Origin of the sequence: Amycolatopsis bullii, assembly GCF_014654205.1 — a bacterium.
Classification (GTDB): Bacteria; Actinomycetota; Actinomycetes; order Mycobacteriales; family Pseudonocardiaceae; genus Amycolatopsis; species Amycolatopsis plumensis.
In genome coordinates, this window is the sequence record NZ_BNAW01000005.1 from 276,053 (window position 1) to 290,251 (window position 14,199).

The 14,199-nt window shown below is 70.0% G+C and carries 10 protein-coding genes and 2 pseudogenes; 6 read left to right on the forward strand and 6 right to left on the reverse strand.

The window, feature by feature from the left end; genetic code table 11:
* Positions 1-412: 412 nt before the first annotated feature.
* Both IE317_RS09690 and IE317_RS09695 read right to left on the reverse strand, forming a co-directional pair.
* Positions 413-565, reverse strand: a complete 153-nt coding sequence (locus IE317_RS09690; RefSeq protein ID WP_229902597.1) for a hypothetical protein — start codon at positions 563-565, stop codon at positions 413-415.
* Between the two features lie 151 nt (positions 566-716).
* The gene (locus tag IE317_RS09695) at positions 717-1,052 is read right to left on the reverse strand and encodes a hypothetical protein (protein WP_229902598.1); all 336 of its coding nucleotides are present in this window, start codon (positions 1,050-1,052) and stop codon (positions 717-719) included.
* A gap of 134 nt (positions 1,053-1,186) precedes the next feature.
* Here IE317_RS09695 and IE317_RS09700 point away from each other — a divergent pair, with 134 nt between their 5' ends.
* The 3 genes from IE317_RS09700 to IE317_RS09710 are packed head-to-tail and all read left to right on the forward strand — an operon-like array spanning position 1,187 to position 6,524.
* The gene (locus IE317_RS09700; protein ID WP_191308362.1) at positions 1,187-3,256 is read left to right on the forward strand and encodes an AAA family ATPase; all 2,070 of its coding nucleotides are present in this window, start codon (positions 1,187-1,189) and stop codon (positions 3,254-3,256) included.
* Positions 3,253-5,700, forward strand: coding sequence for a WD40 repeat domain-containing protein (locus IE317_RS09705; protein WP_191308364.1), 2,448 nt, complete (start codon positions 3,253-3,255; stop codon positions 5,698-5,700). The genes IE317_RS09700 and IE317_RS09705 overlap by 4 nt, the downstream gene beginning before the upstream one ends.
* Positions 5,697-6,524, forward strand: coding sequence for a hypothetical protein (locus tag IE317_RS09710; protein ID WP_191308366.1), 828 nt, complete (start codon positions 5,697-5,699; stop codon positions 6,522-6,524). Before IE317_RS09705 ends, IE317_RS09710 begins: the two co-directional genes overlap by 4 nt.
* A 657-nt stretch (positions 6,525-7,181) precedes the next feature.
* Here IE317_RS09710 and IE317_RS09715 read toward each other — a convergent pair.
* Positions 7,182-10,004 carry an AfsR/SARP family transcriptional regulator gene (locus IE317_RS09715; protein WP_191308368.1) on the reverse strand — a complete coding sequence of 941 codons (2,823 nt, stop codon included), beginning with the start codon at positions 10,002-10,004 and terminating at the stop codon, positions 7,182-7,184.
* A gap of 113 nt (positions 10,005-10,117) precedes the next feature.
* Between IE317_RS09715 and IE317_RS09720 the strand changes: the two genes are divergently transcribed.
* On the forward strand, positions 10,118-10,555 hold the full coding sequence (locus IE317_RS09720) for a hypothetical protein (RefSeq protein ID WP_191308370.1): 438 nt from the start codon (positions 10,118-10,120) through the stop codon (positions 10,553-10,555).
* Positions 10,556-10,640: 85 nt separating this feature from the next.
* Here IE317_RS09720 and IE317_RS45425 read toward each other — a convergent pair whose 3' ends face one another.
* Complete coding sequence (locus tag IE317_RS45425) at positions 10,641-11,603, reverse strand: AfsR/SARP family transcriptional regulator (protein WP_373309009.1); 963 nt, start codon at positions 11,601-11,603, stop codon at positions 10,641-10,643.
* Positions 11,604-11,919: 316 nt separating this feature from the next.
* Between IE317_RS45425 and IE317_RS45570 the strand changes: the two are divergent.
* Positions 11,920-12,070 (forward strand): annotated as a pseudogene (locus IE317_RS45570) (IS701 family transposase); the annotation flags it as partial.
* Between the two features lie 104 nt (positions 12,071-12,174).
* Here IE317_RS45570 and IE317_RS45430 read toward each other — a convergent pair.
* Positions 12,175-12,342, reverse strand: a pseudogene (locus tag IE317_RS45430) (nitroreductase/quinone reductase family protein); the annotation flags it as partial.
* A 78-nt stretch (positions 12,343-12,420) separates the two neighbouring features.
* A complete protein-coding gene (locus IE317_RS09735; protein WP_229902599.1) occupies positions 12,421-13,284 on the reverse strand; it encodes a glucose 1-dehydrogenase in 864 nt (287 codons plus the stop codon).
* Positions 13,285-13,309: 25 nt separating this feature from the next.
* Between IE317_RS09735 and IE317_RS09740 the strand changes: the two genes are divergently transcribed.
* Positions 13,310-13,954, forward strand: coding sequence for a TetR/AcrR family transcriptional regulator (locus tag IE317_RS09740; protein ID WP_191308374.1), 645 nt, complete (start codon positions 13,310-13,312; stop codon positions 13,952-13,954).
* Positions 13,955-14,199: the final 245 nt, after the last annotated feature.

Below are 14,199 nucleotides of genomic sequence, written 5' to 3' on the forward strand. Positions count from 1 at the left end.
CATGTCGGCGACAGCACCCCGGATTGCTCGCGGGATGAGAGTGGGTGTGGACTCAGTGTCTGAAGTCGTCTGGGCTGAGGCCCAGCGCCGCGACTTTTGCCCGTGATACTGCGACCCAGGCCTCGTTCTTGAGGTCGTGGCCAAGCTTGGCTGCGGCGTCGAGGTCTGACTGGCCAGGTCTCGACCAGTACGACCAGGTCATGGTCTTTGAGGACGTCTGGCTTGGCTTCGCGTGCCCGCTTGAGTGGATCGCCTAGGCCGGCGCCCACGGTGGTGATCGTCGTCCGGGGCATCACCTCTTCGCGCAGGTAGCCGAACAGCGCGATCATGCGTTTGCGCATACCGTCCCGGCCGAAGACGACTCGCAGCTGATCGGGTGTCAGTTTGCGCAGCGGCTCAGGCGGGAGGTCGATCAGGGTGCAAGGTCGATCGCGTATTGACTGACTGCCTCGGCACGTGGCGAACGTTTCAGGTCCCGGTTTCCCTGCTTCCCGGTGAGCCATGCCCGGTGGGTGCGCATGAGCAGCGCGCGGAAGCGGTGCTGGCGGGCGCCGATCTGGATCATCAGCGTGATCTCGCACTGCCCTTCGCGCGGGATCAGCCAGGTTTGCCGGACCGTGCCCTTGATCTCGACACCAACGCGGTCTCGCCATAGCGGGTGACGAGCGCTTGCACTGCGGACTCGCCGAAGGGCACTGCATCCGGATCATCGTCGATCACCGGACCTCCGTTCGAGTTCCGTCCGGCCGCGCGGCACCTGTAGCCGAAACGGTGACTGACCAGCGGTCGCCGTCGTTGCACCGGCTGACCACCCGACCGTCATGACTCGAGTCGCTGAGGACCTGCGCGACCTCGATGATCGTCGCGCCGCGGTCACCGGCCTTCAGTCGGTCACTGCGCAGATGGAACAGTCCGTGCAGCAGCCGGAGGACGCCCTCCGGCTGTACCACCCGGAATGCGTCGCCGCCCGAATCGATCATGTCAACCGGATTCGCCATGGTGGGACTTCCCTCCAGCTCGCTGACCTTATTTCCACCGGAAGGGCTCGTCACGATGAAAACCTGAGAGGAGATTTCGAGTAATCCTGCCTCCGCCGCTCACCGGGCCGGACCACCGTACGAAGCTCCGTCGGATGCCTGTTCGGCCTATCATCGGCCTTGACCCCGGGACACGGATGGTGAACGGATTGGGCCAGCGACGCGCTCTTGTGGTCGGGATCGCGGAGTTCGCCGCCAGCTCGCGGACTGTGTTCGACGCGGACGAGGCGACCGACTCCCCGGCTTGGCCGCCATTGCCCGAGGCCGGCGACTGGGCGGGCCGCACCGCGGCGATGCTCGACGAGCTCGGCTACCGGGTGACCCTACTGGCCGGGGCGAGTGCGCCGGCGGCGGCCGACCTGGGCGCGGCCGTGACCCGCACCATCCAGGAGGCGGGTCCGGACGATGTCGTGATCGTCCACGTGATCACCCATGGCGACCAGCCCCCGGATCTGGACACCGCCTACGCGATCGGCGCCGACGGGCGGCGCGACGAGGCGTGCAACGTCGACGGGTGGGTCCGGACCGTGGTCGCCGGCGGCGACGCACGACCACGGACCCTGTTCCTGCTCGACTTCTGCCGTTCCGGCGTTGCCACCGTGCCTCGGTGGCATCGCCGCCCTTTCCAGGCGTCGAACCGGGCCTGGGTCCTCGCCGCGTCGGCCCCCGACTCCGACGCCTTCGACTGCGCCTTCAGCCGCGCCGTCGTCCAGGTGCTTCGGGAGGTCGCGGCGGGAGACTTCTGCACGCATCCGTCCCGGCCCACGGTCCCGTACCTGGCGGTGTCCGCGAGGATCCGGGACCTCGTCGCGGGGGATGACGGCGACGACGTTCTGCTGCCGGTCCAGGAGCCCACCGGGACGCCGATCGACACGATGACGGCCGCCCGGCTCGATCTGCCGTTCTTCCCGAACCCGGACTACCGGCGCGCCGCCTTCGATGATGCCCTCGCCGCCATGGACGACAGGCTCGCCGAGTTCGCGCGCGAGGTCGACCACCTCGTCGACCCCCGCCATTTCCGTGACCGTGCAGCTGCCCGCTGGGAAGCAGGCCGCCGGCCCGGGCTGTTCCAGGGGCGTGAGCGCGAGCTGCGGGCACTTTCGGCGTTGGTCGACGGAGCGGCTGCGGCAGTGCCGTGGATCATCACAGGAAGCCCCGGGGTGGGGAAATCGGCCCTGCTCGGGGTGCTGGTGTGCGCGGCCCACCCCACGCTGCGACACGCGACCGAGGAGGTGTGGGGCCACCTGCCCGCGCCGGCCGCCACGCCACACCTCGCGGCTGTACACGCCCGGCAGCAGGCCGTCGACGCCATCACGACGTCCCTGCTCACGCAGCTCGCGCCGGAGTCGGCGTCCGAGTCGGCGCCGCCGTCGGTCGAGGCGCTGCTGGAGGCGGTCGCCGACCGTCCCGTCGCCCCGGTGATCGTGATCGACTCGCTGGACGAGGCCATCGACTCCGAGGAGCTGAGTATGCGGCTGGTGGTGCCGCTCACCCGCGTACGCCGGCCGGATGGCTCCGCGGCGTGCCGGCTGATCGTCGGCATGCGCCCCTGGGAGGAGTTCGAGCCGCTCCGGCGGGCCGTCGCCCTTGCGGGCGGCACGATCCTGGACCTCGACCAGGTCCCGGCCACGGAGCTGGCCGGGAACCTGCGTGCGTACGTCCAGCGCGTCCTGCGGGCAGGCCGCTGGTACGGCTCGGTGGAGGGCCACTGGTTCGTGACCACGATCGCGGACGGGGTCGCCGCTACGCTTACTCGTCCCGGCGATGCCCAGCCGCAGTGGGGAGGGTTCCTGATCGCCCGGCTGTTCGCCGAGTACGTCGCCCACACGCTGCCCCCGGTGACCGATCAGGCCCAGGCCGAGCGGCTGCTCGCCCAGGTCCCCGCCTCGCTGCCCGAGGTACTCGAGATGACGCTGTCCCAGCCCGGGGTCAGCCCCTGGATGCGTCCGGTCCTGGCGGCGCTGGCGCACGCGCGCGGCGTGGGCATGCCACCGAAGATCATCCGGGCCATCGCACCCCTGTTCGCGCCGGAAGACCTGGGATCACCATCGACCCGGGACGTGCGCCGCGCCCTGGCGGACGGGCGCTTCTACCTACGCCAGTCGGCCGATGACAGCGGCACCAGCGTGTTCCGTCTCTTCCACGAGAGCCTCGTCGAGTACCTGCGCGAGCATCCCCGCGCCGTACCCGCCGACGCGGCATCGGAGTTGGCGACATGAGCGGTACGGACCGCGGAGCACTCGCCGACATCCTGCTCGGCCAGGTAGGCCGACACCCCGACGGGTCACGTCGTTGGGCGGAGGCCGACCCGTATCTGCTGCGGCACGCCGTGCAGCACGCGGTCGAGGGCGGACGCCTCGACGAGCTGCTTGCCGACCCCGAGTTCCTCGTCTACGCCGACCCCGCCACGCTGATCCCCGCGCTGCCCGGCGCATCCGGTCCGGACGCGGTCATCGCCGCGACGGTCTACCGCAGCGTGCTGGAAGACCTCCCGTCCGCGCTGCCCGAGCGGCGCCGCCAGTACCTCGCCATCAGCGGCGCCCGCGTCGGCGCCCGGGCGCTGGCCCGGCGCCTCAGCCGGCCCTTCGGATCGCCGGCCCTCGCGCTGGAGCCGCTGTTCTCCACCGGCTCCGAGATCAAGCCCGCCGTCCGGGCCGTGTTCAACGACGGCGACTTCCGGGTGTACGCGGTGGCGGTGGCACGTACCGGCGGCCGGCACGTCGTGGTCACCAGCAGCACCGACCGGGAGGGCTACGACACGATCATCCGGTTTCGCGATCTGCGCACGGGCGAGCCCACGCTGCCGCCCATCACGATCACCGGCGACCGCGAGCATCCGGGACGGGCGTCGCGGTACCAGCGTGTGATCGCGGCATCCGAGGTCGACGGCGAGGCCGTTGTGGTCCTCCGCTCCGAGAGCGGGCTGGTCGTACGGTCGGTGGCCACCGGGCAGGTCGTGCGCGAGCACCCCACCGGCGAGGGAAACTGCCTGGCCACCGGGATGCTGGCTGGCCGCGCGGTCGCCGCGACCGACGAGGGTCCGGGGATTTTCGTACGCGACCTCGTCACCGGGGCGCCCGTCGGACCGGCGATCCGGACGCCGTCGGACCGTGTCTGTTCCTTGGAGATCGGCGAGATCGGTGATCACCCTGTCCTCGTCTACGCCACCCACAGCGGCCGATACGGAGACGAGGACCCCGGCGGTACGTGCCACGTCATCGACCTGCACAGCGGCGCCCGGATCGGCCCTGTCCACCGGTGCTCACCCCGGTCGGGCACGGTGATCGCCCGCCTCGGCCTGCACGAGGGCCGCCCGGTCGTCGTCTTGGGTCCCTGGGGCGTGCACACCGACATGAACGGCCAGCGGTATCACCCCAAGGTCGAAATCCGGGACGTGTTCACCGGAGAGGAACGGTTCCCCACCTGGACGCAGTTCGAGGGGATCACGGCGCTGGCGGTGACGCTGATGGACGGCCACGCGGTGCTCGTGGCCGGCGACGGCAGCGGTGCCGTGACCGTACGGGACCTGAGTGTCGGCGAGGCGTACGAGCTGCTCCGCGTCGGGGTTGCCCGGGGCTGGGTGGGCGATCTCGCGATCGCCCGGGCCGACGGGCACGTCCTGGTCCTCGCCGCGTGCGACGACGGCGCCCTGCGGGTAGCCGACCTGTCACCGTCGGACTCAAGCCCGGCTGATCCGTCTCCCGGCCACCAGATCGGCGTCGAGTCCATCGCCCTGACCCGGGTCGGCGGGCATCCGGTGGTGCTCAGCGGCGGCCATCTCGGCGATCTCCACTGTCGCGACGCCCGCACCGGGTCGTGGACGGCGCTGCTGTCGCACGGAGACCTCCGGATAACCGACATCGCGGTGGCCACCATCGCCCAGCGCCAGGTGGTGGTGACCGGGAGCCCCCGGGCCGGCGTACGGCTGCACGATCTCGCGTCGGGACAGCCACTCGCCGACTATCGGTCGCCCGGTGACGACATGGAATGGGTGCACTCAGTCGACGTCCTCCCAATGGACGGCCGGCCGGTCATCGTGGGGGCGGGGGACGACGGCCTCGTCTGGATGTGGGACCTGTTGAGCGGCGAATGCCTGCTGCGCTGGAAGGTTCCCGACGGCGACGCCCACCGGCCGGTCTGGCGTGGTTTGCTGGTGGATGGCACACCCGTGCTTGCCGGAGTCCAAGCGGAATACGGGCCCACCACGGGCCAAATAGCCCTGTACGACCTCGCGAGCCGCACCCGGCGCGACGTCGTGATCCAGGCGTTCGAGGGATACAACGCACAGCAGTGCCTCGCCGTACACGAGCATCGGGGCGTTCCGCTCGTCGCATTCGCCGACTTCGAGGGCAACCTCGCAGTGTGGGAGGCCAGGACTGGCACCCTGGTCAGCCGCGTAATCAACGAGGCCCGCACGGTGCGCCCGCAGACCGCGCTCGCCTGCGGTGAGGTCAACGGCCGCGCCGTCTGCGTGGTCGGCACCCAGGCCGGCCACCTCGGCGTACACGACCTGCTCACCGGCGAGCGGATCGCCGACACCGTGCTTCCCGGCGGGTGGATCCACTGCGTCGACATCGACGGCGACGGCCTGGTAGCCGTCGGATACGGGCAGGAGGTCGCCGTCCTGGACATGGGCGGCGCCGTCATGGGAGACCGCGCGTGACACGCATCCTGGGGGTCCACGGCATCGGAAACCACGACCCGCACCGCTCCGCCGCGGAGGCCGCCGAACGGCTCACGGCTACCTGGCGACGGCATCTCACCGCCGGCGGCGCCGAAGTAAGGCCGGACGATGTGCGGGTCGCGTACTGGGCCCATCACCTGCACCGGCGGCGTCGTCAAGGACCCGAGACCGACCCCCACGGTCTGTCCCCGGCCGAGCTGGACGTGCTCGCCGCCCTGGTCGCCGAGGTCGACGCGACGGCCGTACGGCAGGGCCGGCTGACGCTGCCGCTCCGCCAGGCGATCGCGCTGCTCGCCGCACGCGGTGGCGTCACGGTGCCGGTGATGTCCGCCTTCGTCGCCGTATTCTGCCGCGAAGTGCACGCCTACCTGGGCCATCCCGACGCGCCCGGGCGGGCCTCCGCCCGCGACTCGGTGGCCGAGTCGATCACCGAGCACCGTCCACGGGTGGTGATCGCGCACTCGCTCGGCTCGGTGATCGCATACGAGGCCCTGTGGTCCCGGCCCGGACCCGACGTCGACCTGCTGGTGACCCTCGGCTCGCCGCTCGGGCTGCCGTCCGTCGTGTTCGAGCGGCTGTGCCCCGCGCCCCGCAACGGCCTCGGGCAGCGGCCACCCCGGGTCCGGCGCTGGGTCAACCTCGCGGATCCGGGCGACATCGTCGCGATCCCCCGGTGGCTGGCGACGAAGTTCACCGGTGTGGACACCGATCGGGAGGCGTCGATCCATTCGGTCGACTTCCACCGCGTCGCGTCCTACCTCCGCCTTCCCGACCTCGCCCGGGCGATCGCCGAGCTCGGGTGAGCGGGTCAGCGTGAGAGCCCTCATCCCAGTTCTTGACAATTCCTCCGATCTGGCCGCGAAGTTCTTCTTTCCCTTAGAGGTTTTCGTGATCACGCCTGTGACGCCCTGGCCCGAGCAGCGGCCGCGACCGTGCCGAGTGCAATTACGTACGGACGTCCCAGGCTGGCTCGCACACCCGGACGCCGCGCCTTCTATACGTGGTCACCACGTTGAGCCGAGGCTGCGATTCAAGGTGCTCGGCTGGTCGGTGGCCTGGTCGGCTGCCGACCAGTCGCCGGTGCTGCCGCGTTGGTGGTGGACGATGGCGGGCAGCCCTCCGATGGAGGTTTCGGTCCACGGCTCGAACAGGTCGGCTTTCCGTGCGGCTGATTCCGCCAGCTCGGTGAGGGTTCGCGAGGTTTTGCCCGGTTTCGAGGCGGTCCTGCGGGCGAGAAGCACATCGCTGTCACGGGTACTGGCAAGCCACGTTCGCGGCCTTCCGCGCGCTGGCCGTCGAGCAACTCGGAAAAGATCCGGTCGTGAGGGGCGAAAGTGTTCGGCAGGGCTCGGGTGGAGGCGCGGATGGTTCCGCGCAGTCGTACAAGGCATTGGACGCCAGTAGCAGTCTCCCGCCTCCGCCGACAAGACATGGTCGCTTGAACTGCGCGGGTGCGTTTTCTATGGAGCTGCGTCCGCGTCGTTCAGGGAGTCGATTCGGTGCTGGGCGCGCACGGCGTCTTCATGGCGTTCTTGAGTCCGGTAGAGCTTCAGGGCTTCTTGCCACGCCGCTCGGGCGTGATGGTGCTGGCCGAGGGCGGCGTGGGGGTAGCCGAGGTTGTCGAGGGTGTTGGCCACCTCGTATTCGTTCCCGAGTTCTCGGCGGAGCGCCAGAGCCTGCCGGTAATGGCCGATCGCGCTGACGTGATCGCCGTTGTGGTGGTCGATGAAGCCGAGGGTGTCCAGCGTACCGGCCCGGCCGTCGTCCAGCACGGGATGACGGGCATGCAAGGCCAGCGCGGCCTGGCAGTACTCGCGGGCCTCGTCGTAGCGGCCAAGCCGCGCGTTGAACCATCCAACGTTGTTGAGCGCTCGGATTTCCCACATCGCATTGTCCAAGGTGCGGAAGAGGGCCAGTGCGCGAAGGGCGTGCTCCAGTGCCGCCCGGTCGTCGCCCTCGAGCTCCCGCACCCAATGCAGACCGCGGTGCGCGTGAGCCTGGTTGAGCAGGTCACCATTTTCTTCGGCCACGGCGAGGGCGCGCTGGAGGTGGCCGGCCGCTTCCTCGTACCGGCGCACTCTGGTGAGGGCACGGCCCAGGAATCGGTGCGTCGTGGTCCGGGCGGCAGGGTGCGCGACATGGTCGGCGGAGGGCAGGCAGGTCTGCCAGACGACAAGGTCGTCGTGGAGGTGTCCGCGCCAGTGGTGGAAGGTGGTCAACGCCAGTGCCAGCTGCCACGCCGCCTCGTGCCGGCCTCGGGTCACGGCGAGCTGATGAGCGGCCAGCAGGTTGCGGTGTTCACTGTCGAACCAGGCGAGAGCGGCCGCGCTGTCGGAGAAGGAAACAGGGGCGCAACCCGGCGTCGGCTCGTCCGGTTCGACGAAGACGGCGTGCGGATCGAGCAGACGGTGAGCACCGTGGGCCGTGTGGAGGTGGAAATCGACCCACCGGAGGAGAGCGTTCTCCCGGTCTGTCACGGACATCTCGCGGAGAACAGCCTCGCCGGCGTACTGGCGGACGAGGTCGTGGAGGTGGTACCGCCCCGAGACGTCCTGAGCGATCAACGAGGCTTGGTCCAAAGCACGCAGCAGTGTCCGGGCCTCGCTCGGCTTGCAGCCGACGAGGCTGGCGGCGGCAGCCAGGCTGATGTCCGGGCCGGCGGCGATGCCGAGCAACGCGAACACGGTCGCGTGGCCGGGGCTGAGGGACCGCCGCGACCAGGACAGCACCTCGGGCAGGCTCGCGGTGGGGTCGTCGTCGTCGAGGGCTCCCAGCCCCAGGTCGCTCAGCTCGGCGGCCAGCGCGGCCAGGGGCAGGCGCGGCTGAGTCTGCGCGTGGCCGGCGATGATGCTCAGCGCCAGCGGAAATCCACCGCACAAGCTGACCAGCCGACCGGCCGCCGCCGGTTCCGTGTCGACACGCGCCCGCCCGAGGCGATCGGTCAGCACGGCGTGCGCCTCGGCATCCGTGAGCACGTCGAGGTGGAGGTGGCGGGCACCGTGTCCGGTGATCAGACCGGACAGCCGGTTACGGCTGGTGACGATTACCGTGCACGACCGCCCGCCCGGCAGCAACGGCAGCACTTGGCTGGTGTCGGCGGCGTTGTCCAGGACGATCAGCATCTGCTTGTCCACGACGAGGCTGCGGAACAACGCGGCCTGGGCGTGCGGGTCGGCCGGGATGGATCGCGGGTCGATGCCGAAGGTGTCGAGGAATCCGCGTACGGCCACGGCGGGGTTCATCGGCTCCCCGTCGGGACTGAAGCCACGCAGGTCGACGAACAGGTGACCATCCGGGAACCGGTCGGCGTTGCGGTGGGCCCAGTGCAGCGCCAACCACGTCTTACCGATGCCGCCCGCGCCGGCGATGGCGGAGATGACCACGGTAGTGGCCCGATCCGGCGCTTCGAGCGCGGCGTCCAGCCGGCTCAGCTCGGCATCGCGGCCGTGGAAGGGGGCCGGTGGGGCGGGGAGCTGGCGTGGCGTAACCGCTGACCGTGGTGCGTCGGCGAGTGAGCTGGTGGAGGGGTCGGCGGTGAGGATGCGCTGGTGCAGGTCCTGCAAAGCGGGTCCGGGATCGATGCCCAGTTCGGCGCCCAGCCGCTGCCGCGTGTGCTGGTAACGCTCCAGGGCCTCCGCTTGGCGTCCGGCCCGGTACAGCGCGAGCATCAGCTGCCCGGCCAGGCGTTCGTCCAGCGGTTCCTCGTGCGCACGGGCGGTCAGCCGGGGCAGCAGTTCGCCGTGCCGACCGCACTCGAGCGCCCAGTCGATCCGGTCGGCCTCGGCGGCGGCGCGCTCCTGGCACAGCTGTTCGCGCGTCGAATGCGCCCACGGGGTGTCCAGTTCGGCCAGAGGCTCGCCGCGCCACAACGCCAGCGCTTCGTCCGCCAACGCCAGCGCGCGCCCGGGATCGCCGGTGACGCGGGCCTCGCCGAGCAGGTGGCGAAAACGGTGCAGGTCCACGGCCCCGGAGCGGACGGCCAACCGGTACCCCGTGTCGTGCCAGGTGATCGTGATGCCGGTGTGATTCAGCACCCGGCGCAGGTTCGACAAGTACGTCCGCAGCACCGAGCGCGCCCGTGCCGGCGGGCGGGCTCCCCAGACTCTCTCGATCAACCGATCCGGTGGCATCACGTGATCGGCCTCGGCCAGCAGCGTCACCAGCACCGCCTTCTGCCGGACGTGCCCGACCGGCACCGACGCCCCGTTCATGCGGACTTCCAGATTACCCAGCACGCAGGCCGTGACCTCCGGTCGCGGGCCTGGATCGCTTTCCCCCGCCATAGCTTCCTGTGTACCCACTGTGACGGGGCGATTCAACGCCAATCAGGCTGATGCTGAATCCCCGATCGCCACAGTGAGTACACGACCTTCAACCGAATCGGAAAGGATCTGCCGTGGCAAATCTGTTGCGCACCCTGACGAGCTTGGCCGTCGCGGTGGGAATCACTGCGGTCGCCGTTCCCGCCACCGCCACCGCCGCCAGCAGCCCCACCGCCTACAACACCTGGACACAGGAGCTGACGAACCACCCGAACCCCGGAATGCCCATCTCCTGCGTCGATCGCACCATCGACCTGCGTGAAGGTCATTACAATTGGGGCCTGAAGATGGGCGGGAGCGAACGGGTCATGCGCACCGACCTGTTCCTCGGGACGGACCGGTACGGCTGGCACGACTGCTTGGTGCCGGGCGACAACGTCTACGGGCACGCGTCGTCGTTGAAGGCCAGGAACCATCCCGACTGGCCCGAAATCACCATCAGCCGGAGCTGGACGCTCAGCGCAGCCGGCGTCCGCACCTGGGGCTCGTTCCTCGACCCGCTCGACTTCTAGCGACGAAGACGGTCCTCGATCTCCGGCACGGCCGGGCAACCGACGCGCACGCGCCGTTGCCCGGCCTTCGAGGAAACCACCCTGGCTACCGCGGCGGCAGGGGGTGGCAGCGCCTCGTCGTGGGTCGAGGTCGTTCACGCGCTCGGGGCGAGGCGTGTGGCTGCGGTGGACGGGGGCCGTTCGGGTCGCCTGGTGGAGGGCCTGACCGTCGACCGCCGCGGCCGCGGTGCCGCTGGGGCAGGCCGGGTGGGTCAACCGTTCTTCCCACGCGGTGAGGCGAAGCCGCTCGAGCTCCTCCCGTTCCCGCTCCAGGTACGGGCCGCGTGCTCCCATGAGGGCAGCCCCGTCCAGCACTCCAGCGCCTCGCGCGATTTCTGGGCGGCCGTTCCCGGGTCGCCTCGCTTCTCGGCGGCGCGGGCCCCGGCCATCGCGAGCCTGAACCGGCCGAAGTCCACCGATCCCGGTGCACCCGCAACCGGTACCCGCCGGCGACCGACTCGATCGACGAGTCGGTTCCCAGGACCCGGCGCAGCCGGTAGACGTAGGTCCGGACCGTCCCACGCGCTCCCGGAGGGGCCTCCCCTTCCCAGAGCGCCTCCACGATCTGTTCGAGGGAAGTGGCGCGGTCGACGCGCAGGAGCAGCAGCGCCAGAACCGAGCGCTGCTGCGGCGACCCCAGGTCGACGTCATCCCCCGCGCGCGATGCGGTGATCGCGCCCAGCACTGTGAACTCGAGCACCGCCTCCGCCTGGTGATTCGTGTGTCGCGTCGGCGACCGCTCACCGGGCAGTCTAGGCGCCGCCGTTGACGTGGACGACCTGGCCGGTGGTGTGAGCGGCTTCCTCGCCGGAGAAGAAAAATGGTGCCGGCAATTCCGGCGGACGTTCCGGCTCGCCCGTCGAAGACAACGGAACCGGGCCGCGAGATCACCGCCATCGACGGCCGGCCACCGCTGGTCGGTGTTCCTGCCCGCGTCGTTCACGAGCACGTCGACGACGGCGGGGATGTGGCCGAGCGCCACACGGACCGACTCCGGAATGGGCGGCATCGAAAGCCGCGTAACGCGCGTCGAGTTTCGCGGCGGTTGCCGCAACTCACCGAACTCTGGCGTGCCGCGCACTTCCCGCCATCTACGGCGTAGTCGCACTCACCCAGCCGGTGACGGACCGACCGGCCCCAGTCAGCGGCTGCTCCACGTACGTGTCCGCAGGCGTGGGTTCACGATTGTCAGCGAGCGAGCCAGGGGGCCGACAGCTTCTCCAGGTCGGCGTCCGACAGCGCCCGCGGACCGCCGTGGAACTCGTGGCACGCGCAGCATCCCAGGCGCCGTGTACTCCACCTCGAACGCCCGCATCAGCACGTACATGAACGTCACCGAGCTGGATCGGGTGCATGAACGGATCGCGGGCCGGCTTGCGCGATCGGAGCCGCGGGCCCGGGCGCGGGAGTATGTGTCCGGGCCGGGCGCGCGGCGGCAGCGGAAGAACAGCCGAACGCTGGCCGAGCAGGCTTTGCCGATGCTTCTCTCGAATCTCGAACCGAAGAAGCTCCGTTACATCGCGTTCGGCCGGGTCGGTGACCGGTGTGGCCCGTGCCGGCACATCTGCGCGGATCCCGTTCTTGAGGTGGAAGGTGAAGTCGGGATGGGCGAGAAGGTTCGCGTACCAGCCGGTCGCGGCCCCGCCGGCGCCGCTGCACAGGTAGGTGGTGCCCGCAGCTCGGTAGAAGAAGATCTCGATGCGGCGTGGCCGGCCGGTGCGGCGTCCCAGCGTCGTGATGTCGATGATGCGGTCTCCGGTGCCCGCGGCGGGGGGTGATCTCGATGGCTTGCCGGATGCGGTCGGGCAGGTGGGACAACGACGTGTTCATGCGGTCTCGGCCTGAAGGGCGGGGCCGAGGAGGAGCCCACCGTCGATGACGTACTCCGAACCCGTGATGAACGAGGCGTCCGTTGAGCTGAGGAACAACAGAAGCCGGGTGACGTCGGCCGGCTCCCCGAGCCGGGGGATGGCGAACGGCTCGGGTGAGTAGTAGTCGGCGATGGCTGCGGACGCGCCGGCTGCCGGTTCGTGGATGAACGGGGTCGAGATCACGCCGGGGTGGATGGTGTTCACCCGGATGCGGTCGCGGCCGAGTTCGACCGCGGCCGTCCGGGTGAGGCCTCGCACGGCCCACTTGCTGGCGACGTAGGGCGCGTAGTGCGCCGTGCCGCCCAGCCCCATGATCGAGGCGATGTTGACGACGACTCCCCCTCCGGCGCGGCGCAGAGCCGGGGCGGCGACCTTGATGCCGAGGAAGGCCCCCGTGAGGTTGACGTCGAGGATGCGCGACCACGTCGCCTGGTCCGTCTCTTCGATCGTTGCCGGCGGATTCTGCACGCCCGCGTTGTTGACCAGCACGTTCAAGGAACCGAAGGCGGTCTCGGCGGCCAGCACCGCGGCGGACCATGAGTTCTCGTCGGTCACGTCGAGGCGGGTGAAGCGAGCACGGGTCCCCAGCTCGTCGGCGAGAGCGGCGCCGCGCCGCGCGTCGATGCCACCGATCACCACGTTCGCTCCCTCCGCGTGAAAAGCGCGCACGTGGCTTGAGCCCTGGCCGCCGGTTCCCCCGGTCACGAGCACGGTCTGGTTGTCGAAGCGGGGCATGGGATGGTCCTTCGGGATGCGCCAGTGGTGAGCCGGTCGACTCACCACGTCTCCGACACTAGGTCGGCGGCAGTGGCGAGTCAAGCCACTCACCTCGTATGCTGGACCCATGAGCCAGGCCGTGCCGACGTACCACCAGCGCGTCGCCCAGGAGAAGCGCGCGCTGATCGTGGCGGCCGCGACCGCCCTCTTCCTCGAGCTGGGCTACGACCGGACGTCGCTGGCGCGGATCGCCGAGCGCTCCGGCGTTTCACGGGCCACCTTGTTCAAGCAGTTCCCGACCAAAGCCGCCCTGTTCGACGCCATCGTGACGGAGGCATGGTCGACCGCCGAGGAGGAGGAACCTCCGCAGGCGGGCAACTTCGTCGACGGACTCGGCATCCTCGGCCGCCGGTACGCCGACCTGCTGGGCCGGCCCCGGATGACCGACCTGTTCAGGATCGTCATCGCCGAGCTGCCGCGGTTCCCCGAGCTGGCCCACGCGCAGTTCTCGCAGGGCAAGATGCCCTACTTCGAGTCGGTGCGCGGCTACCTGCTGGCCGAGCACGAGGCGGGAACGGTGCGGATCGCGGACGTGGATCTCGCGGCCACCCAGTTCCTGGGCATGATCTCCAACTACGTCTTCTGGCCGGCGCTCCTGGTACCGGGCTGGGAGGTCAGCGCCGAACGCGTCGCTCAGGTAGTCGACGAGGCCGTCCGCACCATCGCCGCCCGGTACGCCGCGACCGGACCAGGGACGTCTCCCGACAACTGAACACAACCAACGCCGTCAGCACGGCCAAGCAGACCTCCTGCGCGACGTCATCGGCCGAGACATGGTTGCCGGTGGGCGGGTTCGTCACCGTGCGGTTCGAGGGTGACCCCGGATCGGCGGGCGACCCCGAGCCATGGTCGCCACGTCTCCGAACATCGTAAACGTTCCCTCATCCCTCACCTGAATCTGTAGGTGGCCCGGCCTGGCCATGTTGCACAGCATGCTATGCCGAACCGGCTACCGTG